We start from the raw sequence: 26,900 nt of genomic DNA on the forward strand, positions 1-26,900 counted from the left end.
AAATTGGAAAGTAAAGCCGACCCGCAAAACTGACGCCAGGAGGTAGTGAGGATTGAGGTATTTGACCATCATTTTTGCTAGTCGGCTAGTGGGCATTAAATTTAAAGTTTATAACTCATGCCCAATATCAAAAATCAACAGATAAAACAGAGGGAAGCTTTAACTGCTTTTATTGATACAGTTGAATATCCTTGTGAATATTTCAATTTAATACTAGGACTAATACTAAGCAGGAAATGTGCCAGAGAAAACGGCTTGAGGTTTCCCATTACTGGATAACCTCAAGCTAGGACTCAAACTTGGAGAGAGTGAGTATTTTCAAAGAGGGTCGTTAAACAAACTTAAAAACCAATAGTTTCAACAAGCTCGTTTAACCAATAAAAACTTAACGTAGCAATGAACAACTAACTTTAAAGACTCAGATTCTGTTCAAGGCCTTCAACCAAATGCTAGTGCTACACTCGCTATTTAGTTGATTTAAAAAATGTGCATTTCAATTCAAGTATTAGGTGGTTAATTAACCACCTAATAATGATAAAGCCGCTTGAGGACGTTGATTTGCTTGAGACAATACCGTTTGGCTGGCTTGCTGTAATATTTGGCTACGCGTTAAATTAGCCGTTTCTTCTGCAAAATCAGTGTCTTTAATACGAGAGCGCGCGCCTGATACATTCTCAACAACATTAGTTAAGTTTCTGATGGTAGATTGAAAACGGTTTTGTAGTGCACCTAATTCAGCTCGGGCCGCACCTATGGTAGAGATAGCCGCATCAAGGGCAGTTAACGCTGAAGAAGCTCCACCAGTAGTTGTAACATCGACTGTACCTACGCCTAAGCCTGAAGCCCCAAAACTAGCACCTGTCGTTGTTGATAAATTAACTGAGATAGTTTGACCTGCATTGGCACCCACTAAAAAAGCAGATGAGAATGTGCCGCTTAAAATATTCACGCCACCAAACTGAGTATCGGTTGCGATCCGGCTTAATTCGCTGATTAATGCTGTCACTTCTTGTTGTAAAGCAGTTCTATCTGATGAGGTGTTAATACCATTTTGCGATTGAATAGCTAACTGTCTAATACGTTGTAAAGACGTTGTGGTTTCTTGCATTGCACCTTCAGCCGTTTGGGTTAGTGAAATCGCATCGTTAGCGTTTCTAACCGCTTGATTAAGGCCTTGAATTTGAGAAGTCATACGGTCAGTGATTTGTAAACCTGCCGCATCATCTGACGCGCGGTTAATACGAAAACCTGAAGATAAACGCTCAAAAGAAGTACTTAACGCATTACCTGAGCCCACTAATTGGCGTTGTGCATTTAATGAAGATACATTGGTATTTACAAACATAGTCATGATAACTCTCTCCTAATTTTATTAAAATAATTGTGCTTACCTATTGAAAGTCACAATGTCAGAGCCTTTGTTATTGTTTTTGCCTCCGGACAATTAAGTTATCGGAGCCACACAAAAACTCTTTAGAAAAAATTAGGAGGAAAGTTTTGCCGTTTTATAGGCAATTCTATTCCTTATGTATCCTTGTTTTGCCATTCCTTCAAAAATGAAAATTTCTCGTTATCGCTACCTCATTGTTATAACTAAAAAATTACCTGTATCTCATCCGTTTTTACTCTCGCGAAAAAGGTTGGGAGACGCTCCCCCAACCGATCGCTCCTTTTTAATAAAGGTGAGAGCGAGCGATTCCTCACCGTTTGGTTATGTAACCGATCGCACTACCTCCTGGCGTCATGTCCCAAACGGATGGAAACAGAGCCTAGGTTAATTAATAATTAACCTAATAGAGATAAAGCAGCCTGTGGTCGTTGGTTTGCCTGTGACAATACCGTTTGGCTTGCTTGCTGAACAATTTGGTTACGCGTTAATTCAGCCGTTTCAGTTGCGAAGTCAGTATCTTTAATACGTGAACGCGCACCTGATACGTTTTCAACAACGTTAGATAAGTTACGAATAGTTGATTGGAAACGGTTTTGTAACGCACCAAGTTCCGCACGTTGTGCACCAATTGATGAAATAGCTGTATCAATTGATGTTAATGCAGCAGATGCCCCAGAAGCCGTTGATACATCAACCGAGCCTACACCTAAACCTGACGCACCGAAGCTCGCGCCATTAGATGAAGATAAGTTAACTGAAATAGTTTGACCTGAGTTTGCACCCACTAAAAATGCCGCAGAAAAAGTACCACTTAAGATTTCAACGCCACCAAATTCAGTATCTGTTGCAATACGACTCATTTCAGCAACTAACGCAGTCACTTCTTGTTGCAGCGCTGCACGGTCTGCAGAGGTATTAATACCATTTTGCGACTGAATAGCTAATTGACGAATACGTTGTAATGAAGTTGTAGTTTCTTGTAACGCACCTTCAGCGGTTTGCGTTAAAGAAATTGCGTCGTTCGCGTTACGTACAGCTTGATTTAAGCCTTGGATCTGCGAAGTCATACGATCGGTGATCTGTAAACCAGCAGCATCATCTGATGCTCGGTTAATACGGAAACCAGAAGATAAGCGCTCAAAAGAAACACTTAAATTATTGCCTGAGTTCGATAACTGTCTTTGCGCATTTAACGAAGACACGTTGGTGTTTACGAACATAGCCATAGTTCTCACTCCTATAGATATATTAATAACACAAACAAATCAAAAATAGAGATGTTTATGAGCTAAATGAAACAAACTATCGTTTAATAAACGTTTTATATCTGTCTCTATCTATTTATCGGACATCAATGAAATTACTTTAGAAATTAAATTAAATATTTTTAACTTAAAAATACAAATTAAATAAAATGTATAAACACTAAACACCAATATATATTTTAAATCAATAAATAGAAATGATAACAGAAAAAAACTGTTATTTAACAACGAGGTAAAAAGACCGAAAGAAAATTCTTTCGGCCAAACGCCCTACTTAGGAGAGATTGAGCGAAACGGGTATAAACAGCACTATTTAAAGTGTTTAAAGCCAGCTTTTTGGTAAAGCATCTCCTGTTTCAATCAGCAATAATCTCAGTCAGCATGCTTCATCCTGACCTCGCCCCTGTTAGTCGTCATTGATTGTTTTAGGTCTTGTGTTTTCAAGTCTGGCCGAAACAATTGCATCTTCGAAACTAGCTCCTATTTATAAGATTCGATTCCATTCGCTATCGAAGTTCTCAAACTATTTGTTACGGTCACGTCACAGTCCTAAGTTTTCAATCACAAACCAACAACGCTGTATCTCTACTTAATGTCTTTATTCCGATCAATTTATCTATTTTTTACGCTGAATAAGGCAAGCCACAACCACCAAACGTCAATCATCACCCGGTGTTAATTAACACCCTCACACAGGTAAATTAAACATAAGACAGGTTTTAAAGCCTTGTTTTTATACCAAGTGCTCAGCGAGTGATCATGTGAAAACAGTTAACTTACAGCTCATAGCCTTGGTCCTACAGCAAAATAAAAAGCCGTATGCTAAAATCTGTTATGTTTTCTGTTTCCAATCAAAATCACGCAACCACCCTATTCGTATAAACAAGCTTTACCCACTCAGCACAATTAAACAGCGTCTATCAAGCTCGTTAATGATTGTTAGCTATACTCTGACACTAGCTGGAGCACTAAAAAACTACCAACGAGTCAGCATTTCAGATATTTACTTGCGCTTGCCCTAATAGCTATATTTAGCCGTAAAGAAATGCGCTCTGTTCCACATAACAACTAAGATCCATTCAGCTAGTACCTTTTCAGTAAAAATGATCCATTGAACCTCTTGTAGGTCACCTTCAGGCCAATATTTAAACCATTGTGACTCGCGTACCCATCGGCATATAAACCGACCTACACTGAAAAACGTCAACCAATCAAAATCGAATTAAAAAAATCCTAACTTGTGCATATAACTTGCTGTTAAAAAAATAAATTGATCATTGAACTCATCATTAAGTGATAACCATAAAGAAAATATTGCTGATCATCTGACTTAAAAAATCTGGCTTAAAAAGCAGCGGTGTTTTAATCACCGCTTAAACTTTTTTATTAACCAAGTAATGATAAAGCCGCTTGTGGTCGCTGGTTAGCCTGCGACAATACAGTTTGGCTTGCTTGTTGTAATATTTGGTTACGAGTTAACTCGGCTGTCTCTGTCGCAAAATCGGTATCTTTAATTCGCGAGCGAGCGCCTGAAACATTTTCAACAACATTGGATAAGTTTCGAATAGTTGACTGAAAGCGGTTTTGTACAGCACCTAGCTCAGCTCGAGTTGCCCCTATGGTGGAAATTGCCGTATCAATCGCGGCTAAGGCAGCTGATGCTCCGGTTGTCGTTGTTACGTCAACAGTACCAACACCTAAACCTGAAGCCCCAAAGCTAGCACCGGTCGCAGATGATAAATTAACAGAGATAGTTTGACCTGCATTAGCCCCCACTAAAAAAGCAGAGGAAAAAGTACCACTAAGAATGTTTACGCCACCAAACTGAGTGTCTGTTGCAATTCGGCTTAATTCGCTAACTAACGCGGTGACTTCTTGTTGTAAGGCAGCTCGGTCAGCAGAAGTATTGATACCATTTTGCGACTGAATGGCTAACTGACGAATACGCTGCAATGAGGTTGTTGTTTCTTGCATCGCACCTTCAGCAGTTTGCGCTAAAGAAATCGCATCATTGGCGTTTCTTACCGCTTGGTTTAAACCTTGTATCTGCGAGGTCATACGGTCGGTAATTTGCAAACCAGCAGCATCATCTGATGCTCGGTTGATACGAAAACCTGACGATAAACGTTCAAAAGATGTACTTAATGAATTGCCTGAGCCCATTAATTGACGTTGGGCATTAAGCGAAGATACATTTGTGTTTACAAACATAGCCATAATTTTACTCTCCTAATTAAAGCGCACTTCTACTTACATTAACTATATAAATAGCGTGCTTATTTTAGTTTTTTAATAAACCTTGTATTTTTGTATGCAATTCCTCTTTGCACTTAAATTATCGGAGTTTAAAAAAAATCCTTTAGCTAATTAGTTGAGTTTTTTTAGTCTTTTTATTAATTTTAATGCTAAAGATTAAGGCTATACTGACGAGTGTAAAGCGAATCAAATAAAACCAAACAAAAGCCTAAAGTTTGTTTAATTTTGTCGAGTCAGACTAAGAAATTAAAACTTTAGACTTAATTGTTTATCGGCAGCTGATTGTTTTGCGTGAATAAAATTTGTTTATTATTCAGGTAACTACTCAGCGTGTTTATAAATAGAATTGAATTTCTTCCGCTGGTATAAAAAATTACCGTCATACCTGAGTATTCAGGTATCCAGCGCCTTTATTAAAGTAAACGGAGCTCACGTTTACTAAACAAAGTCACTAGATTACCGCATTCGCAGGTTTCTTGTTCCAGACGAAACCTAAGTACCTACGTCCTGTAGGCACGGCAAAGACGAAGTAATTACCAATACAAAGGCGCGTAAAACACATTACGCTGAGTAGATACTTATTCAGTAGTTCTTGTCATGATCAGATAGGCAATGATTAATCGGCTCTGCAAACATAAATGTTAGCTCACAAGGTTTGACTTGCAGGCTTTGCAAACATAAATGTTCGCCCACAAGGGTTTGCTTTGCAGGCTGTGAAACATAAATGTTCGCCCAGTGTGTTACGAGTTACCAACAGTACAAGGAAGGCTGGAAGGTAACGCAACTATATAAAACATGATGGTTTGGCCCATCCCATCGGCATTCAGGTGCAGGTGGAAACCACCTTATGCGGCATTGGTTAAGAGTCACTGTCGTGAGCGATAAGGGAAAGGCAAACACAATGATTTGTCAGGTGTGAGTTAAAGAGACGAACAGCGTAGGTGTCGAAATATTTAACCGTTGCATCCCGAAACCAAGCTACTGGGTGGAGTTTGGGAAGAGCTTAGAGGCAACCTGATTACCAACTAAGCGGGAGCCGGCAAAGAGCTGACGTGAATTTAACTCGGGGTTTTATATGGAACGTAAGAACCAGTCGTTTTGATGTTAACAGATATCCTCGAATGGAAACCCCATGAGAGCCAAGTCTGAATGCAAAGCACTGGGGCGGAGCAATTCGTAGTAGTGATGATGATAGCTGTAATGGTTATCTAGCGAAGGGATTGCCTCGTTTTAAATGAAACTTTCATCAACTGCTGCAGCAGGAGGAATGATTGAATTCAGCAAAACCATTTAGTATTTCGAAATGGACAGTTTATGAAGCCTGGTTACGTGTAAGAGCCAACGGTGGAGCGGCAGGAATTGATGAGCAATCGATGAGTGATTTTGAACAGGACTTGAAGAAGAACCTGTACAAGATATGGAATCGAATGTCATCGGGCAGCTATTTTCCACCGACGGTGAAGCGTGTCGAAATCCCTAAGGATAAGGGCGTTCGAGTACTAGGCATACCCACGGTATCAGACCGAGTTGCACAGATGGTCGTCAAGATGGAGTTGGAGCCTGAATTAGAATCGGTATTCGATAATGATTCTTATGGTTACAGACCTAATCGCAGTGCACATGATGCATTAGCGATAACGCGCCAGCGGTGTTGGCGATACGACTGGGTGATTGATTTAGATATCAAAGGCTTCTTTGATAACTTGGACTGGGTGTTATTGGGCAAAGCGTTACGCAAACATACCAATAACCCATGGGTATTACTCTATATCGAACGTTGGCTTAAAGCGCCAATGGAAACCTCGGATGGTCAGATAATAGAGCGAACGAAAGGAACACCACAAGGAGGCGTGATAAGCCCATTGCTAGCCAATTTGTTTTTACACTACGCATTCGACAAATGGTTGCGAAGAGAACATCCACATGTTCAATTTGCACGCTATGCGGATGATGCAGTGGTTCACTGTCGTAGTGAGCAAGAAGCAAAGGCGTTAAAGCAAGCTATTGAGCAACGCATGTTAGATTGTTGTCTAGAATGTCATCCAGAGAAAACTAAACTGGTTTACTGCTTTGATGAAGGTAGACAAGAAGCACATGAAGTCATTAGCTTTGATTTTCTTAGTTACTGTTTCAGGCCAAGGTTAGTAAGGAATCGGTGGGGTCGCATGTTTGTTGGCTTTACACCTGCTATTAGCCCTAAAGCGAAACAGAAAATTAGAGAGAAAGTTAAAGCGCTCAAGCTACATAAGCAAACGGGGTTAACGATACAAGAGTTGGCGTATAAGCTTAATCCGATGATAAGCGGGTGGATAAATTACTTCAGTCGGTTTTGGAAAACAGCATTAAGGCCACTTATGTCTTGGATAAACCTTAAATTGTTGAAATGGGCGAAGAAGAAATACAAACGGCTGAAATTCAGTTACCAAAGAGCAAGAAAATGGATGCAAAGGGTGTGTAATACACAACCGTATCTATTTTCTCATTGGCAATTTGGTTGCAGGCCGTAAATGGTGAAACGAGAGGAGCCGTATGAATTGAGAGGTTCACGTACGGATCTGTGAGAGGCTGAGGGGGAAGCTCCCTCGGCCTACTCGACCAAAGTTTGACTTGCAGGCTGTGCAAACATAAATGTTCGCCCACAAAGTTTGGTTTGCAGGCTGTGCAAACATAAATGTTCGCTCACAAAGTTTGACTTGCAGGCTGTGCAAACATAAATGTTAGCTCACAAAGTTTGACTTGCAGGCTTTGCAAACATAAATGTTCGCCCACAAGGGTTTGCTTTGCAGGCTGTGTAAACATAAATGTTCGCCCACGAGGTTTGGTTTGCAGGCTATGCAAACATGAATGTTCACCGACAAGGTTTGACTTGCAGGCTAAGCAAACATAAATGTTCGCCTACAACTAGGCCTGAGAGGTATCTTGGTTAGCTTGGTTTTCTTGATTATTCACTTTCGCTTTATAGTTTTGCCATTTTTGATTTAATTCGCCACAACTCCAATACAAGCAAGGCACAAAAATTAAAGTCACAATAGTCGCGGCCAGAACACCATAAGCTAAAGACACCACCATAGGAATTAAAAATTGAGCCTGTACACTTTGTGCTGACAGCATTGGCATTAAACCAATAAAGGTCGTTAACGAGGTTAAGACTATTGGCCTAAACCTAAGCCTACAGGCTTTCATCACCGCCTCTTTGGCATCAAGCCCTTGTTGTCGAAAACGGTTAATGGCGTCCACTAAAACTAGGTTATCGTTTATCACAACGCCTGACGCGGCCAAGATCCCTAACATAGAAAACATACCGTATGCTGTGTCATGAATATAGTGACCAATTAGCGCACCTAAAAAACCAAATGGAATGGCTGACATAATTAAGAAAGGTTGCACGTACGAGCGAAACGCAATGGCCATCAGCATATAAGCCACCATTAATGCTAAGCCTTCTAGCAAAATAACAGTTTGTTTGAAATTACTCTCATCTTTACTGCGTTCGCCGCGCCCATAATCAACGTTAGGATGACGTAACTTCCACTCTGGTACAAAATTCTTCTGTATATCTTGCATTAGCGCAGCTTGGTCTTCACCAACATATTCACCATAGATATAGCCCAATTTTTGACCATCGCGACGGTATATACGTTGGATCCCTGGGCGGATCTCAAAATTGACTACAGACATTAATGGTATTTCACGGCCGTCACGAGTACGAATTTTTAAATTGGCTAAGGTGTCAATTGATTCTCGCTCTGAGCGAGGGTACATAATCTTAACTCGCACATCACCGCCAACCCTTGGTAAACGTTGCACTTCTTGACCAAAGTAGGCTTGCTTTATTTGCTTACTCACCTCTTTTAAATTTAAGCCTAAGGTTTCAGCACCTGGCTTCAGGCTAAACACCATCTCTTGGCTGCCTTTATCAAGATTATCGCGCAACATATGCACACCTTCATAGGTGGCTAAGTGGGCTTTAAAATCACTAACAGCATCTTTTAGCGCTTCAATATCATTCGAGTTAACGGTAAATCCTATACGCGGCTCTTTAGTATTAAGGGTGGCTTTTAGCTGAATTTCCTCGGCGTCTGGGATCTCACCAATAAAGGCTTGTAACTTATCAGCCGCGGTTTGAATATCAATCGCTCTGTCTTCAAAATGCACTAGCTTCATGGAACTAACCACTCGGCTATCCCACATTTGCGTATAATCATGTTCAACTAATAAGCCACTGCCAATCTCAGCCGCGTACTCCATTAATTGCTCTTGGCCGTATTGCAATTGCTGTAGCACTTGCAGCATACGCTCATGTGTTACAGTTGGAGGCAAAGTCACTTCAACTCGAATTTTATCGTCCGCTATCTGCGGCATGAACGATTGCTTTATATAATTGTTTTGTAAAAGGCTGATACCGATAAGTAAAGCGCCAATAAATCCAAACACCACGCTGTATTTATGTGCATATATAAATTTAACTAACGGAAAATATAATCGGCTATTCAGTACATCAAGGCTATGAGCGAATTTATCTTGAATAACCTGTAAACGGCTAGGCTTTTCAGCCGTGTGTTGATCTTTTAAATGACGTAAGTGAGAAGGTAAAATCAGTAACGCTTCAAATAACGAAAAAGACAAAGCCAATACCACAACAATCGAGATAGCTCGGGTAAACTCTGCAGTACTGCCTGGCAAAAACGCCATAGGCGCAAATACCACCATAGTGGTCAGTACGCCAAAGATAACCGGTTTGGCCACCTGACTCACACCAAAAATCGCCGCATCATCGCCATGATGGCCAGCCTCATGCGCCAAATGCACACTTTCGCCAATCACTATTGCGTCATCAACCACTATGCCAATCACCATCATAAAGGCAAATAGCGAAAGCATATTAAGTGAAACGTCCATTGTGGGTAACAAGGCAAAGCTGGCGGCAAATGATGTGGCAATACCCGCTGTTACCCAAAATGCGACTTTAGGTTGTAAAAATAAAAGTAACAGGACAAAAACTAATATCAATCCACTCATGGCACTGTTAAATATCGTGCTTAAGCGACTTTGGTAGGCGTCATTCCAATCTGACCAAATGGTGAGTGAAATATTATCGGGCAATTGCTTTTGTTTTTTCTCAACATAGTCGCGAACATATTTCGACATTTTAGGAATATCCATGTAGTCAGTATTCATAATGTCGATCAAGATCGCGGTTTCACCATCAAAGTTTGAAATGTAGTTAGTATCTGCTAATCCATCTTTTACTTTGGCCACGTCTTTCAAATACAGACTTGCGCCATCTTGGTTTTGCCGGACAATAATATCTTCAAACTCTTGCTGAAAGTCAGCTCGATTGCGCACACTGAGCATGAGCACGCCGGCTTCATCCCGCACTGTGCCAGTTGAAGTATTAATTGAAGAGTTACGGATCGCCGTGGCAATTTCATCAATACTAATGTCGTAATGACTCATGGCTTGCTCGGTGATCTCAATTGCGATTTCTTGGCGACCTTCCCCTCTAAGCCAGACAGTGGAAATTAAAGGTAAGTTTGACACTTGACGACGAATATCTTGTGCTAGCGCGGCTAATTTCTCGCGAGAAACATTGCCGTGTAACGCAATACGGATCATTTCATCACGATTCGTGCGCTCTGTGACAACCGGACGATCAGCATCACTCGGTAAACCATTAACTGAATTTATTTTTTCGCGGATTTCATCGGCAAATTTACGTCTATCAACTCGCTCTTTACCTGTAATGGTAATGCGCGCTCGCCCTTCACTTGCGCGAGAAACGATACTTTTAATGCCTTCTACATTTTTAACTGATTCTTCAAAGCGAATAATAATTTGATCTTCAATATCTCTAGGGCCTGCGCCTTGCCAGCGCATCGAAATATCCATAATGGCGAGTTTAACTGTCGGGAAAGGCTCTTTTTCAACACCAAAAAAGTAACTGACAATACCCGCTACAATTAAGGTGATCATCGACAAGTTAGCGGCGATGGGGTTTTTAACCCACCATGCAAGAAAACCATTCATAGTTAAACCCCGCCCTGTTGCGAAATATTAAGGCTCTTTTTATCCTTTAACTGCGTTTGCTTTGTTTTATTTTTATTCTTTTTATTTTTACGCTTAGGTTTGTTCGCTGCGGTTATTTGTGAACCATCATCTAATGCTTTGACTAAAATACCCGGCGTTGCCACCGCTAAAGCTGAAGTGATAACCCGCGTATTATCATCTAGTCCTGTGATCACGACTTTTTCGTTATCTCGAAAAATTAAATCAACCGTTTTCACTTGCAGTTTATCTTGGTTATCAACTAACCAAATTTCATTATTTTTACGCAATGCCGTTCGGGCTAGTACGGTAGATTGCGCAACGTGTTTGCCTGATATTTTGGCACTAACAAATAACCCCGGCACTATATCTGTTGTTTTACCTTCTACTTTGACTTCCGCAATGGCATTTAATGTCCGCGTTCGGCTATCAAAGGCGGCTTCCGTACGGACAATTTTACCTTGCCAAGTTAAGGTTTTAGCACCGATTTCTGTCGACAATTCAACATCGACGCCAGATGCATAATCACCCACATAATAATTTAAAGGTAAATCAATTAAATCGAGTTGTTTACCACTTAATGCCAAACTCACTTCCATCACGTCATTAGCATACAAAGTCGCGGTATTACTATTGCGCGTGACATATAAACCAATACTGACATTTTCATTGCGCACTATCCCGTCAAATGGCGCGACAACATTAGTACGCTCTAAGTCCAATTGCGCCTGACTTAATGACGCTTGTGCCGATTTAACTTCAGAGCGCGCATGCTCTAGCTGAGGTAACCACTTTGCTAAATCATTGGCATTATCTCGCCCTAATTGAGCCAATTCGTTTTGCGCTATCTTGGATTGCGCTTCAACTTTAGCTAGATTTTGTTTGGCCTGTGCAACCTTAGCTTCACGTTGGATGACAACCAGTTCGTAATCACGCGGATCAATTTGAAATAAAACTTGGCCTTTGTTAAACCGACCACCGGCAACAAATTCTGGGGCAATATACACCACCTGCCCTTCAACCTTATTTCGCAAATCAATTTGCTGTTTGGGAACCACTTCACCTTGGCTATAAGCAAACAATTGAGTCGACTCAACATTGGACGTTTGTACAAACACCTTGACCTTTTTAGGACGATACTGGCGTTTTTCCGCTTCAGGCTTAAATACGTCAAGCATGTATAAACTGGTTGCGGTGAGCAAAACAATAATCAACAAAGGCAATGCGTTAACTAATCTTTTTTTAAACATATCTAATTCCTAAGCAGCCTCGGCTTGAACGACAGCTGGCGCATTTAAACGAGGCAATCCTAACGCGAGTGAAAGTTGAACCCGATTTTTAATTCGTGAAGAAACCAATCTAACAAGTTCTGTTTCGACTGAGATCCGTGTGCGCTGGGCGCTAAGTAATTCAAAGCTAGTGGCTAAGCCTTGCACATAATGATTTTCTGTCTGTAATTCGGCTGCTTTAGCTTGCTTTAATGCCTTAGCCAAATAGGTATAGCGCGTGGTCAGAATATGTTCCGACTCCAATCTGTTCTCAATATCTCGCCAAGCATTCAATAGACTGGTTTGATAATTTTGCAACTGCAGTTCGTGCTGCAATTTAGCCTTATCCGCTTTCGCATTTAATACATCACGATAAAAAATAGGCTGGGTTAATGAGGCTGTCACCTGATTTAGCCAATAGTCCAAATCAAACAGTCGAGCGCCACTGTCTTGCGTAACACCAATTCGATAATTTAATTTTAACGAGGGTAATTTTTGTTTTTCAGTCGCGTTCCAAGTAAACCCAGACGCTAACAAACTTGCCTCGGCCGCTTGAATATCAGGACGATTAACTAAAATAGAATTGACTTTATTATCAATTTTCAACGGCGATAAAGTAGGAAAATGCAACTGCTCTAACGACAGTTGTTGAGCCGAAGGGTATAAACCGACAAAGGTCGACAACTTACGCAAGGCGTCATTTCTTCTGGCGATAATATCTTGCGCACTGGCCTCTAAGCGCAGTAATTGCGTTTGAGCATTACGTAAATCAACGCTGTCGGCTAAACCATTGTCCAAGCGTAAAAACGACATATCGATACGGCGTTTTTGATTATCGACGTTATTACGATTAAGTTCATATAACTTTTGCTGCTCTACCGCATCAAACCAAGCGGTAATAACCTGCGCTTGAATACTTTGCTGCGCGGCCTGTAAATCAAGCTGACGCGCCTGAGCGGTTAAGCGACTGGCTTTTTCGTCATCTGCTAAGCGCTGCCATAAATCCACTTGCCAATCTAAAGTTAACCCTAGGCTAGTTTTACCAGAAGCAGACTTTTCAGCTTGGTTGTTTATTGACTCGTCATGGCGGCGGGATAAGCTAATGTCGGCTTTAGGCAATTGTTCACCTTGATCAATCTTGGTATCCAACAAAGCCTGCTGCATTTTGATTGCAGCCACTTTGATTTGCCGATTCTCCGTTAACGCTTTGTCTAATAATTCTTGCAAAGGTTTGTCTATAGTAAAACCCCACATTAAACGCGGTTCTACTATTGATGAAGCTTCAGATGATGAATTTAAAAATTGGCTGGGCGCCTGTAAATTTACCGATGGTTCATGATGAAAATCAGACACAGAACCACAACCAACCACCAGTAAAGATAATATGGTACATGTAATTACTGAAAACTTAATACGCGCATTTGACGCAATAGACAACATAGGCTTTTTAGCAAATTTATACAAAACAACAAATCAACGAAAGCGATGTTATCACCGCTATAAAAGCTTAATATCTATTTTTACCAAAATTTACATAAACTTAGTTCGCCACGGGTTTACGTAAAAAAGCGCTAAATTACTTACATTCACGTTACATTTTGTCATGTAATTTTAAGCGACAAGCTTTATTTCTATCATTTATATACAAAAACTACCTTTTAATTTAAAACTCCGCCATTTTGTAAAATATAAATGTTCTCTGATAAGGATTGAGTACAGGCTCTGCAAGCATGAACGCCAATAAGTTAACATGGCCACCAACATAGCTGTCACGAATACACTGGTTTGAGTTAACGGCATTGACTATAGTCTTGCTCTTAGTGTGTTACCGCCGTAAAATCGCGCGCTTAATAAGTTAGCAACTCATTTGCTAATCAACCAAGTAGCCAATATAAGTTTCCCTATGTCAGCCAGAATCATATTACAGCCCAGTCGTGAAAAATCGCTTTTACGTAAACACCCGTGGATTTTTTCACGTGCTATTAAAAAAGTCATAGGTAAACCCAATAGTGGTGAGACCGTTGAGGTGTATAGCGATAAAGGGGATTTTCTTTGTATTGCATCCTATTCTCCTGAATCTCAGATCAGAGCGCGAGCTTGGTCGTTTAACGCCAATACTGAAATTAATTTAGCGTTTTTCATTGAGCAAATAAACAAAGCTAAAATATTACGCGAAAAAGAAATTTTGCCTGTTAGCAACGGCTATCGATTAATCGCCGCTGAATCAGATGGTTTGCCAGGCGTCACTGTGGATTTTTATAACGGTGTTTTAGTCGGACAATTTTTATCAGCCGGAGCTGAATACCAAAAACCTGTCATTGTTGAAGCGTTGAAACAAATATTTCCTAACACTGGCATTTATGAACGTTCCGATGTCGATGTTCGCAAAAAAGAAGGCTTATCGCCCAGCAAAGGTTGGTTATTTCAAACCGATAACGCAGCGACAACAGTAGTGATCCAAGAGCATGGTGTAAAAATAGAGCTAGACATAGAGCAAGGGCACAAGACTGGTTTTTATTTAGACCAACGAGATAGTCGCTTTATTGCTGGGCAATATAGCAAAAATAAAACCGTATTAAATTGCTTTAGCTATACCGGAGCTTTTAGTTTACATGCCCTACAATCAGGTGCTAGCCATGTGACCAATGCCGATATTTCAGCCACCGCAATAGCACAAGCCAAACGTAATCATGAGATCAATCACTTAACAAATAATGTCACCTTTGAAAAAGCAGACGTGTTTAAACTGCTTCGTAAATACAAGGAGCAAGGTAAACGGTTTGATACCATAGTCATGGATCCACCCAAATTTGTTGAAAATAAAAATCAACTCAAAGGAGCCTGTCGCGGCTATAAAGACATCAACATGCTAGCCTTTCAACTATTAAACCCAGGTGGCACTTTATTAACTTTTTCCTGTTCTGGCTTAATGGAAGAATCACTGTTTCAAAAAATCATTGCCGATGCGGCATTAGACGCCGGTAGAGAAGGTAAAATAATAGAAAAGCTCAGCCAAGCAAAAGACCACCCAATCGGCCTCGCTTATCCAGAAGGCTTTTATTTGAAAGGTTTAGTGGTTAGTGTCGTCTAAATTATCGTAACTGTAGCGACTAGTGGATCAGATCAACCACAGGGATCGTTAACGGATGGTGAACTTGAAAGCGGCTTTGAAAATAGGCAGCTTCAGTCGCTACCGTTAATTCATCTTGATCAACTAAAATGGTCCACGCCATATTTTTATTAATATTACGCGCTAACCCTTCAATTAAATCAGATTCAAACTCGACCATTTGTAATTTGGGGTGTTTATTAATTTTGCTAAGCAACTTTTGGTTTTCATCTCTCTCGCAATAAAAAAGCCAAACATGATCACTCTTAGCTTCAGCTTTCTCTAAGCTACTTAACTCCAATTTACCTACGTTAAACCAGTGCTCATAATGATGCTGATTACGTTTTACAAATAATTCCGGGCTATCGCCATAAACCAGATTAGGACTAACCTGAATATTGTTGTGATGCAGCATAGCCATCGCCAACAGTTTTTCAATAAAATAGCTAGGCGAAAACGCATCGTCATAGGACAACGCATGACTAAAGTGCTCATAATAATCCGCATCAATCCTTGATATATCAAATTTAGCTTTAACTAACATATCAACCAATCAGTTTGGAAAAACCCATCACCTATTGTTGTTAAACTGTAAGCTGTATCAACATTGAATTTTATTCAGTTTGCAGCGTTTCAGCACTCACAACAACCACTCAAATAACTGTTAAATATAACTTATATTTATCATTAGCTTAGTTGGTAAAATGCAACTAAGCCAATGAATAATGCAAAAACGTAAGCAAAAGTTGACACCTAATATTAGATTAGAGCTTTAACTCAAAAATTTTGAATGGTTGAATTTATCACCATCTGCCTATTCGTAGTGTTGATTTTAAACCTTGCACTCTTTACTTTTTAGATTGCTAATAGAAACGAGCAAAACATTAAAACCTATTGCCAGATACTAGGTACTAGTACTTTTCCAGAAAGAAATGATCAGTTGAATTCTTTGTAGATCGAAGCTGCTGCTTCGTCAAAGCCTTAAAATACGACGCGCAGGATTTTGTTCCAGACAAATCCTAAGTACCTGCTATCCATGCAGGCAAGCGTCGAACCTACAAAAATAGCTAGCCTTGTTTCAACGAGTCAAAATAAAATTGAAAAAGTACTAATATCTAGCAATAGTACGTAAGTGAACCGTAATTTCTTCCCTGTCATGGTAAAGGTGCTTGCCCTGTAGGGTATAGCGGATATCGTAGTCAGCTAGAATATCTCGTATAACTGCGAAACTATCCTGCACTGATTGATACCTTTGTTTCATGGGTAGCTTTAAATTGAATATCGCTTCTTGACAATCACCTCGTGCTAGCCAATTAGCCATTAGACGCGCCACTTTAGTCGGTTTTTCTACCATGTCGCAAACTAACCAATAAACATTTTGTTTTTTAGGACGATAAACAAAACCATCTTCCATAAAGTGTTTAACTTGGCCCGTTTCCATTAAATCTTCATTCATGGTGCCATTGTCAATTGCTGCGACAAACATACCTAGCTTAACGAGTTGATAAGTCCAACCACCCGGACAGGCCCCTAAATCAACTGCATTCATGCCAGGCATTAAGCGCGTTTCTCGCTCGTCCGCCGGCACGAAATGTAAAAATGCTTCTTCCAATTTTAATGTCGAACGACTCGGCGCATCTTTAGGAAAACGCAAGCGATGGATCCCTAAATGATGTGGGCTGGCGTTGCTTTTTACGCTCACCCCCAACGTGATTGTGTCTGAGCTTTGGATAAACAAATGTAAAGTGCGTTTTGCATTGCGTTGCAAAATGCGTTTTTTCTCTAAGGCTTTAGACAAAGGTAAATGAAACTTTTTAGCAAACTTAGTGACTTCTTTACCTTCATTGGTATCCGGATAATCAATGGTTAAATCACTAAAGGTTTCGCCTTGTAGCGCTTCGACGATTGGCGTAATTCGATCACCTTCTGCTAGGTCGTTTAAAACCTCCAATACACGAAACCATTGCCGACAAAAAATCAGTGAATCCAGTTTAATTTGTTTAAACAATAAGCCTGGTTCATGCTCTGTCGCGTTAAATTCGACAAAACCTTGATTGGCGTTAAGTTTACAGTAACCAAAAATTTGTTTTTCAGCGGCGACGGCTTGTATTTCGCCAGCCAAATCTTTCTCAAAACCCGCTCGACAATAAAGTATGTAATTAGCCATTTATAATTTTTTCACTCCAAACCAAGCTAAGGAAAACCAAGCAATAATAAAACAAAGACCGCCTAGCGGTGTAACTGGACCAAACCAGGTGTAAGGAGTGAGCGCTAACGCATACAAACTCCCCGCAAACAATACAATGCCTATGACCAATAACGAGGCAATAAATGTTAAGCAACGACTTTTGTATGATTTCATAATAAAAGCCACTAGCGCTAACAACAAACTATGAAAAAATTGATATTGCACACCCGTGGCAATAATGCCTAATGCGTATTCATCCAGTACTTGTTTTAATCCGTGGGCGGCGAATGCCCCAATAACAACCGCTAACCCGCCGAGCACGCAAGCCAGCGCAAAAAAATACTTAAACATGTAATTGAATAAATTCAACAAGAGTATTGGCGGCGCATTGTAAGTTTTCCTGATAGGTAACGCCACTGGCTTTTCGTGGTTTAAAACTATGATCACCATCAACTAACCATTTAATGTCGAATCGCTCAGCATAAGGAAAAGTGGCTACTTCCTGCTGGTTACCAAAAGTATCTCGCTCACCTTGTATAATTTTTAATGGAATTTGGATTGCTGGAAAATGATCTAACCTTAACTTTTCAGGTTTACCCGGTGGATGAAACGGATAGCCCAAGGCTACACAGCCTTTGACACAGGTCGCTATTCTGTCCAGGCAAGCAATATGCGTCGCTACTCTGCCACCCATCGACTTACCGGCAATAAATAAAGGGAGAGCAGAATCAAGCTCCGTCACTTGCTGACAAAAACTATTGATTAATTTATCCAGTTTATCGGGTGGACGGCGCTTACCGGTTTGTTGCATCGTTTGCATATAGGGAAAATCAAATAAAATAACATTCACCCCTTGGCTAGCGACTAACTGAGCCATAGATTGCATAAATTCATGGTCACTGCCAGCTCCCGCACCATGGGCCAATAACAAATTAGCCATGGCGGTTTTGTCGTTAGGCGCATTAAACGTCAATTTCAATGATGTCTTGTTCATTTAATAATTCTTCTTGTTCTTGTTTGACTAAGGTCAACATCCAATTGCGAAACACGGCAATTTTACCCATATCGCGTTGACTAGAGCGGCATACCAAATAATAAGAGTTTTTGGTGATGAGTACTTCTTGAAAAGGTTGAATAAGGCGCCCTGCTTCTAGCTCAGGTCTTGCCAATACACTGTGGCCTAACGCCACACCTTGACCAAATACCGCAGCTTGAATAACCATGGTGGAATGGCTAAATATGGGGCCGTGATTAACATTGATATTTTTTAAATCAAATTTACGACACCATAACTTCCAATATTTACGGTTACTGTCGTGTAGTAAATTATGATGCTCTAAATCTTGCGGCCGATTTAGTGGTTTATCTAAGGTTAATAAATTAGGAGAACACACTGGGGTCAAATATTCAGTATGCAGTTTAGTCGACTCTAATCCTGGCCAATTACCACGACCAAAGTAAATAGCAACGTCAACATCATCGGTTAGTAAGCCTTCGTCCATATCGACAGCTTTAATCCGTACATCAATATCAGGGTGTTGAGTCGAAAACAAATTTAAGCGCGGTACTAGCCACTGGATAGCGAAACTGGCAGGCAAACTCACCGTTATCGCACCTTTGTCGCCTTTAGCTAATAAACGCTCTGTCGATTCATACAAGGACTCAAATACCGCTTTTATATCAACATGGTAAGACTGCCCTTCTTCGGTCAGTAACAACGCCCTGTTTTTGCGCATGAAAAGTTTGATACCTAAAAACTCTTCAAGCGCTTTTATTTGATGCGAAACCGCAGCCTGAGTCACAAACAATTCCTCGGCAGCCTTGGTAAAGCTTAAGTGTCTAGCTGCGGCTTCAAAGGCACGCAACGAATTTAACGGTGGTAGTCTTTTCATTTATTCATTAGTTTTTCTAATGCGAAGATAAAATTCTTTTCATTTTTAATTGATGCTTAGCTCAATTATATTGTACCCATCAAAGGAAAGATGTAATAAAGCAACAACCTTTGACCAGATAATTAACAAAAAAGAAAAAATTTTACATTAATTTTACTAATACAGGAAACAGATTATGAAAACTTTTAAATCTATCACACTTTTAGCCAGTTTGTTTGCATTAAACGCTTTTGCAGCGACTGAAAACACTGAATTAACAAAAGAATTAAAATTAAATGCCGGTTTAGAGCTTAACGAAATTGCAATCGAATTAGAAAACGCGGTTAAAGTTGACGTGAGTGAAGTTAAATTAGCATTAGTTAAAGAAGCGAAAAAAGCTGATTTTAATAAAGTAGATGTTAAAAACGTTAAAGAAGAACAAGTAGCTGAATAATACTACTTGTTCTTTCTTCTTTTTTACTCTATTTCAAGTACATCAAAGCTTTTGACTAATTCATCTATTGCCTTAATTTGCTTTAAGAAACCTTCCAATTTGTCTAACGGGAATGCTGAAGGCCCATCACACTTTGCTTGGCTAGGATTTGGATGCGATTCCATAAATAAGCCGGCTAATTTAGTCGACATGCCTGCTCTTGCAAGTTCAACGGTCAAATGACGACGACCACCAGAGGCTTCGCCTAAAGGATCACGACACTGTAAGGCGTGTGTCACATCAAAAATAATTGGGCTACCATTAGATGCTTGTTTCATTACTGGGAAACCTAGCATGTCTACGACTAAGTTGTCGTAACCCATACACGATCCACGCTCACATAAAATGACTTTGTCGTTACCGCACTCTTCAAACTTTTCAACAATATTTTTAACTTGGCCTGGGCTCATAAATTGTGGCTTTTTAACATTGATAACCGCATTGGTTGCCGCCATAGCTTTAACCAAATCAGTTTGGCGTGCCAAAAACGCCGGTAATTGAATAACATCAGCGACTTCAGCTACAGGTGCAGCTTGCTCACATTCATGTACGTCAGTAATAACAGGTACATTAAATGTTTTTTTGATCTCTTCAAAAATCTTTAAGCCTTCTTCCATACCTGGACCACGGTACGAATTAATTGACGAGCGGTTTGCTTTATCAAATGACGCCTTAAATACATAAGGAATATTGAGCTTTTGCGTCACTTCAACATACGCCTCAGCAATTGTCATGGCTAAATCGCGAGATTCCAATACATTCATGCCACCGAACAATACAAATGGCTTATCATTATTAACTTCAATTTGGTTAACAAAGATCGATTTTTGTTCCATTTTTCACTCTTTTAATCAATTTAAATATATAAAAAAAGCCAGAGTCGATAACCCTGGCTTTTAAAAATTGGTTAGCAATCAACTAAACCTATAAGTTTTGTGCGCCTTCAACTGCTGCTTTAGCAATTTCAGTGATCTTCTTCCAATCACCGGCTTCAACAGCATCTTGAGGTACTAACCATGAACCACCAACACAAGCAACATTAGGCAGCTTTAAGTAGTTTTGATAGTTAGCTGGGTTAATACCACCGGTTGGGCAGAACGTAATTTGTGGACAAGGACCCGCAATTGACTTAAGCATAGGTACGCCACCTGCAGCTTCTGCTGGGAAAAACTTAAAGCAGTCTAAACCATGCTCAATACCTGTCATCATTTCAGAGATAGTTGCGATACCTGGGATCAAAGGCATTGAACCTTGGTTAGCAGTTTGTAATAACGCGGGTGTTAAACCAGGGCTAATACCAAATTGACCACCTGCAGCTTCTACAGCTTTGTATTGTTCGCCAGAAATAATAGTACCAGCGCCAGTCACAGCTTCCGGTAATTTCTCTGAAAGTAGTTTAATCGCGTCTAATGCACACTCAGTACGTAAAGTCACTTCAAGTACTTTTACGCCACCTTCCAGTAATGCTTCAGATACAGGTAAAGCGTGCTCTAATTTTTTAAATACTAAAACCGGTACAACTGTACCTTGTTTTAGAATATCCAACGCGCTGGTTTGCCAATTGTTAGTCGTTGTCATCTTGTTATGCCTCGATATTTTGAGCTAAGTAAGCTGCAGCACCTACTAAGCCCGGTTGCTGTTCTGTTACAACAAATACGGGGATCTTCTTATTTAATTTGGCAAAACGACCTTTATCTTCAAATCGTGCTCTAAAGTCGCTTTGTTTGAAGTACTCTATAAAGCGAGGAATAATACCACCCGCAATATAAACTCCGCCGTATGTTAATAAATTCAGTGCTAAATTACCGCCAAAACTGCCCATTACACGGCAGAATACGTCTAAGGTTAATTTAGCTATTTCATCGTTATTATCTAATGCACTTGTCGTCACTTGGGCCGGCGAGGTTAATACCGGTTGTTGACCTTTGGTCTGACAAATGGCTTGATAGATCTCTAAAAGACCGGGACCAGATACTAAACGTTCTACCGACACATGACCATACTTTGCTTGTAAAACATTTAGAACTTGTTGCTCTATCTCGTCGTTAGGTGCGAAATCAACATGACCACCTTCACCAGGTAACGGAATATATTTGTCACCGGCTCTAATCAAATGAGCCACACCCAGACCTGTACCTGGTCCATAAACTGCCATTGGCGCGTCAAGATCAGCGGCAACCGTGCCCCCAACTTGAATCTTATTCTCGTCACTCAAAAACGGTAAACACATAGCTTGTGCTGTAAAGTCATTAATCACTAAAAAGCTGTCTAAACCCAGTTTGCTTTTAACGCCTTCAATCGAAAAAGACCAAGAGTGATTAGTCATAGTGACTTGGTCGCCATTAATTGGACAGGCGATCGCGATACAAACATGTTTAACATCGTTAACTGCGAAGTCTTGACAGTATTGACTGAGTACCGCATCAACATTGTCATACTCTGTCACAGGGTATGTTTTGTCATCAGAGAACTGTGCATTTAAACCATTGGTTTGGGCAACACGCATATTGGTGCCGCCGATATCTGCAATTAAACAAGTCATGTTAGAATTTCCTTACCCTTCAACAAATACACAAGCAGCGCCTTGCTCGGCACCCGTCATGTTTGAGCGTAACGCACCAAAGAACTCTCGTCCCATTCCCACGCGCTCACCTTCAACACGAGACGGAAGCACCGCTTGACGTTGGGCTAATTCAGCATCATCAACTAGCAATTGCAATTGACCATTCGCTGGATCTAAGCGCACTAAATCGCCATTTTGTACTTTGGCAAGTATACCGCCGTCAATGGCTTCTGGCGTAAGGTGGATAGCCGCAGGAATTTTACCAGATGCACCTGACATTCGGCCATCTGTCACTAACGCTACTTTATATCCTTTATCTTGTAATACACCTAAAGGCGGCGTTAATTTATGTAGTTCTGGCATTCCAACCGCTTTTGGACCTTGGAAACGCACCACAACTACACAGTCTTTTTCTAATTCACCTGATTTAAAAGCACCTTCTAAATCATGTTGGCTTTCAAATACAACGGCTGGTGCCTCAATTACGGCGTCAGGCGCTGGCATTGCTGACGTTTTAATTACGCCACGGCCTAAGTTACCTTCTAATACCGACAAACCACCGTTAGAGCTAAACGGCTGGGCCGCTGATGCAATAACCGTAGGATCTGACGATTGTGTAGGACCTTCTTTCCAAACGACTTTGCCATCTTCTAAGAAAGGTTCTTGAGTATATTTTTCAAGACCTTCACCGCAAACCGTTTTAACATCGTTATGTAATACGCCCGCGCCTAACAACTCGCGGAACAATAACGCCATGCCACCCGCAGCAACAAAATGGTTAATATCTGCTTGGCCATTCGGATAAATACGCGTTAACAGAGGTGTAACGCTTGATAACTCAGAAAAGTCATCCCAATTAACAATAATACCGGCTGCACGAGCCATAGCGACTAAGTGCATAGTGTGGTTGGTAGAACCACCCGTTGCCAATAAGGCAACTATACCGTTAACCACAGATTTTTCATCAACGATATGGCCGATTGGCGTATAGTTAGTGCCTAAATCAGTTAGGCGTGTCACCTGAACAGCCGCCGCTTTAGTTAAAGCGTCACGTAATGGTGTACCAGGGTTAACAAAAGAAGAACCCGGTAAATGCAAGCCCATTACCTCAACGACGAGTTGATTAGAATTCGCTGTACCGTAGAAAGTACAAGTACCGGCAGAATGATAAGAAGCTGATTCTGATTCAAGCAATTCTTCACGACCGACTTTGCCTTCAGCAAATAATTGACGGGTACGCGCTTTTTCTTTGTTCGAAATACCCGATGGCATAGGGCCTGCTGGTACAAACACCATAGGCAAATGGCCAAATGATAATGCCGACATAACTAAACCGGGGACGATCTTATCGCAGATCCCAAGCATTAAAGCGCCATCGAACATATTGTGTGATAAGCCGATACAAGAAGACATAGCAATAACATCTCGGCTCATCAAGCTTAAATCCATACCATCTTGACCTTGGGTTACACCATCACACATGGCTGGTACACCACCTGCGACTTGCGCAACACTACCGACTTCTGCTACCGCTTGTTTAATAACATCAGGATAAGTCTCATACGGTTGATGGGCTGATAGCATGTCATTATAAGAAGTAATGATACCTATATTCGCCTTGGTAAATCCCTTTAAAGACGCTTTGTCATCTGCGCTACAAGCAGCAAAGCCATGGGCTAAGTTACCACAAGCTAAAGCGCCACGATGCGGCCCTTTGACTCGCGCTTGTTCAATTTTATCTAAATAAGCTCGGCGTGTATCTTTACTTCTTTCGATAATACGCTGAGTGACTGTCTCAACTACTGGGTTCATAGTAATAATCTCGGCTCAAACTGTGTGTAAAGTGTAAGTTGGGTGCGTAGTAAGTTATTTGGTTTAACCTTGCTAACAAAACATAAGCCAACAAAATAGAAAGCGAGAAAAACTCTCGCTTTGCGTACCAAATCACCTTGCGGATTTGGCTCTAGATCTCTTAGTGGATCTTTGGGTAAGGAGTGCCCTCCTTACCTTTATAATTTTAGACGATTAAAGCTTGGTTTCTGTGTAAATCACATCAACAGGCACATCGTTTTGTTGAAGAATTGCCCGAATAGGCATTTCAAACTTATCGTCAGCCGCTAACGCTTTATCCAGAACGTCTTTTTTACTCTTGCCTACAATATGTAAGAAAATTTGCTGAGCGTTCAATAAAGATTTTAAAGTTAACGACATACGCTCATGCGGCGCTGTTGTCGGCTGCACAGCAATTACTAAATCATCGCTAGCAAAACCTTCAGCGATTTGTTCTGAGCATGGGAATAAAGAAGCTGTGTGACCATCTTCACCCATACCTAAAATCAAAACGTCTAACGGTTGCGGTAAACCTGACAAACTTGCTGTCACACTGGCTTCGGCACCAAAAGCAGATGCTTCACTAGTTTTGATTTCAGCAAATGTCGCAACGGCGGCATTATTCTGTAATAAATTGTTTTTAACTAATGACGTATTACTGTCTTTGTGGTCCGCATCAACCCAACGCTCATCGGCTAATGTGATCGTGACTTTATCCCAAGCAAGTTCAATTTGTGAAAGCGCTTTGAAGAAAGGTAAAGGCGTACTACCACCAGACACAACTAAAGAGGCACAACCTTTTGCCTTGATTGCATCTTTCAATAAGCCAGCAACGCGCTCTGCAAATGCTGGGTTTAATTCATTAGTGTCTTTGTATTCAACTAAATTCATTGTTTGTCCTTACTTGTCCCACTGACGGCCATCTTTACTTAATAAATCGAATGACGCATCCGGTCCCCAAGAACCTGCAGCATATGGCTGTGGCTTATCACCAACTTTATCCCATGCTGCAAAAATACCATCAACATATTTCCACGCAGCTTCTACTTCGTCACGACGAACGAATAGAGACTGATTACCTAATAAAGCTTCTAGCAATAAGCGCTCATACGCGTCAGCAATACGGGCATGAGAAAATGTCTCTGAAAAACTTAAGTCTAGCTTAGTTTTTTGTAACTTCATGCTCTCGTCTAGCCCTGGTACTTTGTTCATTACATGAACTTCAACACCTTCGTGCGGCTGTAAACGAATAATTAATTTGTTGTCTGGCACGCGCTCATATTCTTCATTAAAAATGTTATGAGGTAATGACTTAAAGTGCACAACAATTTCAGTTAACTTACTTGGCATACGCTTACCAGTACGCAAGTAGAATGGCACACCCGCCCAACGCCAGTTGTCTATATCACAACGTAAAGCAACAAAAGACTCTGTGCTACTTTCAGTATTGGCGCCATCTTCTTCAAGGTAACCTGGTACGTCTTGGCCATTCATTTGACCCGCTACGTATTGGCCACGAACCGTTTTTTCTTCAACGTTTTCAGCCGTAATTGGGCGTAAACATTTAATCACTCGCACTTTTTCGTGACGAACATCATCAGCATGTAAGCTAACTGGCGGGTTCATAGCAACTAAGCTAAGTACTTGTAACAAGTGGTTTTGTACCATATCACGCATTTGACCTGCGTCGTCAAAGTAACCCCAACGACCTTCAATGCCCACTTCTTCAGCAACTGTGATCTGAACATGGTCAATACTCTTGTTGTCCCAGTTTGACGTGAAGATAGCGTTAGCAAATCGTAAAGCTAGCAGGTTAAGAACGGTTTCCTTACCAAGATAGTGATCGATACGGTAGGTCTGTTCTTCTTTGAAGTATTTAGCAACTTGATCATTAATGACTGCAGAAGATGCTAAATCGTGACCGATAGGTTTCTCTAGTACGACACGAGTTTCATCGTTAATCAGTCCTGCTGTGAATAAACCTTCACAAATATCGCCAAAAATAGAAGGTGGGGTTGACATGTAGTTAACCATCACTCGATTTTCCAGATCAACGTGCGCTGCTAACTTTTTATAGTCTTCTGCTTCACGCATGTTAACCATGCAATAATCTAAACGAGCTTTAAAGCGATTCCAGACTTTTTGATCTATTCCTTCTTTAACGAAAGTATCAAGCGCGTCTTCAACCAATTCAACGTAGTCATTTAAGGTGTACTCATAACGAGCAACACCGACGATACGCGTATCAGGGTGAATAAGGTCTGCTTTTTCTAATTGATAAAGTGCAGGAAGTAATTTACGACGGGCTAAGTCACCTTTTGTACCGAAAAGGACAAAGTCACAAGGTCTAGCTTTCGATTCAGCTACCATGTCAGCTCCTAAATATGGAAACGGTTAATAAGTGTGTGTTTTTAGGCATTTATACCAATGGTTATAATTTAACTCTAAAAACTGTAATTTTACAACCAAAATTTTCTATTTTAAGTTAACAAAAAGTATATTTTTGATTAAACTTACATAAAAACCCAGTTATTTATGTTGCTAACTTTCATTTTCGGCCTTTTAGTGGCAAAATTTGCACAACTTGTGAAATTAATTTTCACAAAAACAGAAGTTAGCTTA

20 protein-coding genes are annotated in these 26,900 nt (G+C 40.6%); 3 read left to right on the top strand and 17 right to left on the bottom strand.

Features of this window, described 5'->3' with window-relative positions; translation table 11 throughout:
* Positions 1-517: 517 nt before the first annotated feature.
* The 3 genes from C2869_RS15815 to C2869_RS15825 form a co-directional block, all read right to left on the bottom strand.
* A complete protein-coding gene (locus C2869_RS15815; protein WP_108603870.1) occupies positions 518-1,351 on the bottom strand; it encodes a flagellin N-terminal helical domain-containing protein in 834 nt (277 codons plus the stop codon).
* 434 nt (positions 1,352-1,785) lie between these two features.
* Positions 1,786-2,616 (bottom strand): flagellin N-terminal helical domain-containing protein, encoded by an 831-nt coding sequence (locus tag C2869_RS15820; protein WP_108603871.1) that lies wholly within the window; start codon positions 2,614-2,616, stop codon positions 1,786-1,788.
* 1,425 nt (positions 2,617-4,041) lie between these two features.
* The gene (locus tag C2869_RS15825; RefSeq protein WP_108603872.1) at positions 4,042-4,872 is read right to left on the bottom strand and encodes a flagellin N-terminal helical domain-containing protein; all 831 of its coding nucleotides are present in this window, start codon (positions 4,870-4,872) and stop codon (positions 4,042-4,044) included.
* A gap of 1,310 nt (positions 4,873-6,182) precedes the next feature.
* Between C2869_RS15825 and ltrA the strand changes: the two genes are divergently transcribed.
* Complete coding sequence (ltrA, locus tag C2869_RS15830) at positions 6,183-7,418, top strand: group II intron reverse transcriptase/maturase (RefSeq protein WP_108601131.1); 1,236 nt, start codon at positions 6,183-6,185, stop codon at positions 7,416-7,418.
* A 394-nt stretch (positions 7,419-7,812) separates the two neighbouring features.
* Here the strand turns inward: ltrA and C2869_RS15835 are convergent, their stop codons facing one another.
* From C2869_RS15835 to C2869_RS15845, 3 genes are read right to left on the bottom strand one after another with little or no spacing between them, the layout of a single operon-like run.
* Positions 7,813-10,938, bottom strand: a complete 3,126-nt coding sequence (locus C2869_RS15835) for an efflux RND transporter permease subunit (protein WP_108603873.1) — start codon at positions 10,936-10,938, stop codon at positions 7,813-7,815.
* A 2-nt stretch (positions 10,939-10,940) separates the two neighbouring features.
* Entirely contained in the window at positions 10,941-12,206 is a 1,266-nt protein-coding gene (locus C2869_RS15840) for an efflux RND transporter periplasmic adaptor subunit (protein WP_108603874.1), read from the bottom strand.
* Between the two features lie 9 nt (positions 12,207-12,215).
* Complete coding sequence (locus C2869_RS15845) at positions 12,216-13,664, bottom strand: TolC family protein (RefSeq protein ID WP_108603875.1); 1,449 nt, start codon at positions 13,662-13,664, stop codon at positions 12,216-12,218.
* A gap of 463 nt (positions 13,665-14,127) precedes the next feature.
* Here C2869_RS15845 and C2869_RS15850 point away from each other — a divergent pair, with 463 nt between their 5' ends.
* Positions 14,128-15,315 carry a class I SAM-dependent rRNA methyltransferase gene (locus C2869_RS15850; RefSeq protein WP_108603876.1) on the top strand — a complete coding sequence of 396 codons (1,188 nt, stop codon included), beginning with the start codon at positions 14,128-14,130 and terminating at the stop codon, positions 15,313-15,315.
* A gap of 19 nt (positions 15,316-15,334) precedes the next feature.
* On the opposite strand, the gene C2869_RS15855 is transcribed toward C2869_RS15850, so the two are convergent.
* The 5 genes from C2869_RS15855 to C2869_RS15875 all read right to left on the bottom strand — a co-directional run bounded on the left by C2869_RS15855 (position 15,335) and on the right by C2869_RS15875 (position 19,413).
* Positions 15,335-15,877 (bottom strand): YaeQ family protein, encoded by a 543-nt coding sequence (locus tag C2869_RS15855; RefSeq protein WP_108603877.1) that lies wholly within the window; start codon positions 15,875-15,877, stop codon positions 15,335-15,337.
* A gap of 564 nt (positions 15,878-16,441) precedes the next feature.
* Positions 16,442-17,500, bottom strand: a complete 1,059-nt coding sequence (gene rlmM / locus C2869_RS15860; RefSeq protein ID WP_108603878.1) for a 23S rRNA (cytidine(2498)-2'-O)-methyltransferase RlmM — start codon at positions 17,498-17,500, stop codon at positions 16,442-16,444.
* The gene (locus tag C2869_RS15865; RefSeq protein ID WP_108603879.1) at positions 17,501-17,872 is read right to left on the bottom strand and encodes a DUF423 domain-containing protein; all 372 of its coding nucleotides are present in this window, start codon (positions 17,870-17,872) and stop codon (positions 17,501-17,503) included.
* On the bottom strand, positions 17,865-18,515 hold the full coding sequence (locus C2869_RS15870) for an alpha/beta fold hydrolase (protein ID WP_199915582.1): 651 nt from the start codon (positions 18,513-18,515) through the stop codon (positions 17,865-17,867). Before C2869_RS15870 ends, C2869_RS15865 begins: the two co-directional genes overlap by 8 nt.
* Positions 18,484-19,413, bottom strand: coding sequence for a transcriptional regulator GcvA (locus tag C2869_RS15875; RefSeq protein WP_108603880.1), 930 nt, complete (start codon positions 19,411-19,413; stop codon positions 18,484-18,486). Before C2869_RS15875 ends, C2869_RS15870 begins: the two co-directional genes overlap by 32 nt.
* Positions 19,414-19,588: 175 nt before the next feature.
* Between C2869_RS15875 and C2869_RS15880 the strand changes: the two genes are divergently transcribed.
* Positions 19,589-19,846 (top strand): hypothetical protein, encoded by a 258-nt coding sequence (locus C2869_RS15880; protein WP_108603881.1) that lies wholly within the window; start codon positions 19,589-19,591, stop codon positions 19,844-19,846.
* Positions 19,847-19,869: 23 nt separating this feature from the next.
* Here the strand turns inward: C2869_RS15880 and kdsA are convergent, their stop codons facing one another.
* The 6 genes from kdsA to zwf form a co-directional block, all read right to left on the bottom strand.
* The gene (gene kdsA, locus C2869_RS15885; RefSeq protein ID WP_108603882.1) at positions 19,870-20,721 is read right to left on the bottom strand and encodes a 3-deoxy-8-phosphooctulonate synthase; all 852 of its coding nucleotides are present in this window, start codon (positions 20,719-20,721) and stop codon (positions 19,870-19,872) included.
* Positions 20,722-20,809: 88 nt separating this feature from the next.
* Positions 20,810-21,463, bottom strand: coding sequence for a bifunctional 4-hydroxy-2-oxoglutarate aldolase/2-dehydro-3-deoxy-phosphogluconate aldolase (locus tag C2869_RS15890; protein ID WP_108603883.1), 654 nt, complete (start codon positions 21,461-21,463; stop codon positions 20,810-20,812).
* 4 nt (positions 21,464-21,467) lie between these two features.
* Positions 21,468-22,427 carry a glucokinase gene (locus tag C2869_RS15895; RefSeq protein WP_108603884.1) on the bottom strand — a complete coding sequence of 320 codons (960 nt, stop codon included), beginning with the start codon at positions 22,425-22,427 and terminating at the stop codon, positions 21,468-21,470.
* 12 nt (positions 22,428-22,439) lie between these two features.
* Entirely contained in the window at positions 22,440-24,260 is a 1,821-nt protein-coding gene (gene edd / locus C2869_RS15900) for a phosphogluconate dehydratase (protein WP_108603885.1), read from the bottom strand.
* Positions 24,261-24,473: 213 nt separating this feature from the next.
* Positions 24,474-25,169, bottom strand: a complete 696-nt coding sequence (pgl, locus tag C2869_RS15905; RefSeq protein ID WP_108603886.1) for a 6-phosphogluconolactonase — start codon at positions 25,167-25,169, stop codon at positions 24,474-24,476.
* A gap of 9 nt (positions 25,170-25,178) precedes the next feature.
* Positions 25,179-26,648 carry a glucose-6-phosphate dehydrogenase gene (zwf, locus tag C2869_RS15910; RefSeq protein WP_108603887.1) on the bottom strand — a complete coding sequence of 490 codons (1,470 nt, stop codon included), beginning with the start codon at positions 26,646-26,648 and terminating at the stop codon, positions 25,179-25,181.
* Positions 26,649-26,900: the final 252 nt, after the last annotated feature.

The sequence above is a fragment of the Saccharobesus litoralis genome (assembly GCF_003063625.1).
Classification (GTDB): domain Bacteria; phylum Pseudomonadota; class Gammaproteobacteria; order Enterobacterales; family Alteromonadaceae; genus Saccharobesus; species Saccharobesus litoralis.

Coding starts and splice junctions, on each gene's coding strand:
- C2869_RS15815 (WP_108603870.1), bottom strand. CDS start 1,351: ATGACTATGTTTGTAAATACCAATGTATCTTCATTAAATGCACAACGC.
- C2869_RS15820 (WP_108603871.1), bottom strand. CDS start 2,616: ATGGCTATGTTCGTAAACACCAACGTGTCTTCGTTAAATGCGCAAAGA.
- C2869_RS15825 (WP_108603872.1), bottom strand. CDS start 4,872: ATGGCTATGTTTGTAAACACAAATGTATCTTCGCTTAATGCCCAACGT.
- C2869_RS15835 (WP_108603873.1), bottom strand. CDS start 10,938: ATGAATGGTTTTCTTGCATGGTGGGTTAAAAACCCCATCGCCGCTAAC.
- C2869_RS15840 (WP_108603874.1), bottom strand. CDS start 12,206: ATGTTTAAAAAAAGATTAGTTAACGCATTGCCTTTGTTGATTATTGTT.
- C2869_RS15845 (WP_108603875.1), bottom strand. CDS start 13,664: ATGTTGTCTATTGCGTCAAATGCGCGTATTAAGTTTTCAGTAATTACA.
- C2869_RS15850 (WP_108603876.1), top strand. CDS start 14,128: ATGTCAGCCAGAATCATATTACAGCCCAGTCGTGAAAAATCGCTTTTA.
- C2869_RS15855 (WP_108603877.1), bottom strand. CDS start 15,877: ATGTTAGTTAAAGCTAAATTTGATATATCAAGGATTGATGCGGATTAT.
- rlmM (WP_108603878.1), bottom strand. CDS start 17,500: ATGGCTAATTACATACTTTATTGTCGAGCGGGTTTTGAGAAAGATTTG.
- C2869_RS15865 (WP_108603879.1), bottom strand. CDS start 17,872: ATGTTTAAGTATTTTTTTGCGCTGGCTTGCGTGCTCGGCGGGTTAGCG.
- C2869_RS15870 (WP_199915582.1), bottom strand. CDS start 18,515: ATGAACAAGACATCATTGAAATTGACGTTTAATGCGCCTAACGACAAA.
- C2869_RS15875 (WP_108603880.1), bottom strand. CDS start 19,413: ATGAAAAGACTACCACCGTTAAATTCGTTGCGTGCCTTTGAAGCCGCA.
- C2869_RS15880 (WP_108603881.1), top strand. CDS start 19,589: ATGAAAACTTTTAAATCTATCACACTTTTAGCCAGTTTGTTTGCATTA.
- kdsA (WP_108603882.1), bottom strand. CDS start 20,721: ATGGAACAAAAATCGATCTTTGTTAACCAAATTGAAGTTAATAATGAT.
- C2869_RS15890 (WP_108603883.1), bottom strand. CDS start 21,463: ATGACAACGACTAACAATTGGCAAACCAGCGCGTTGGATATTCTAAAA.
- C2869_RS15895 (WP_108603884.1), bottom strand. CDS start 22,427: ATGACTTGTTTAATTGCAGATATCGGCGGCACCAATATGCGTGTTGCC.
- edd (WP_108603885.1), bottom strand. CDS start 24,260: ATGAACCCAGTAGTTGAGACAGTCACTCAGCGTATTATCGAAAGAAGT.
- pgl (WP_108603886.1), bottom strand. CDS start 25,169: ATGAATTTAGTTGAATACAAAGACACTAATGAATTAAACCCAGCATTT.
- zwf (WP_108603887.1), bottom strand. CDS start 26,648: ATGGTAGCTGAATCGAAAGCTAGACCTTGTGACTTTGTCCTTTTCGGT.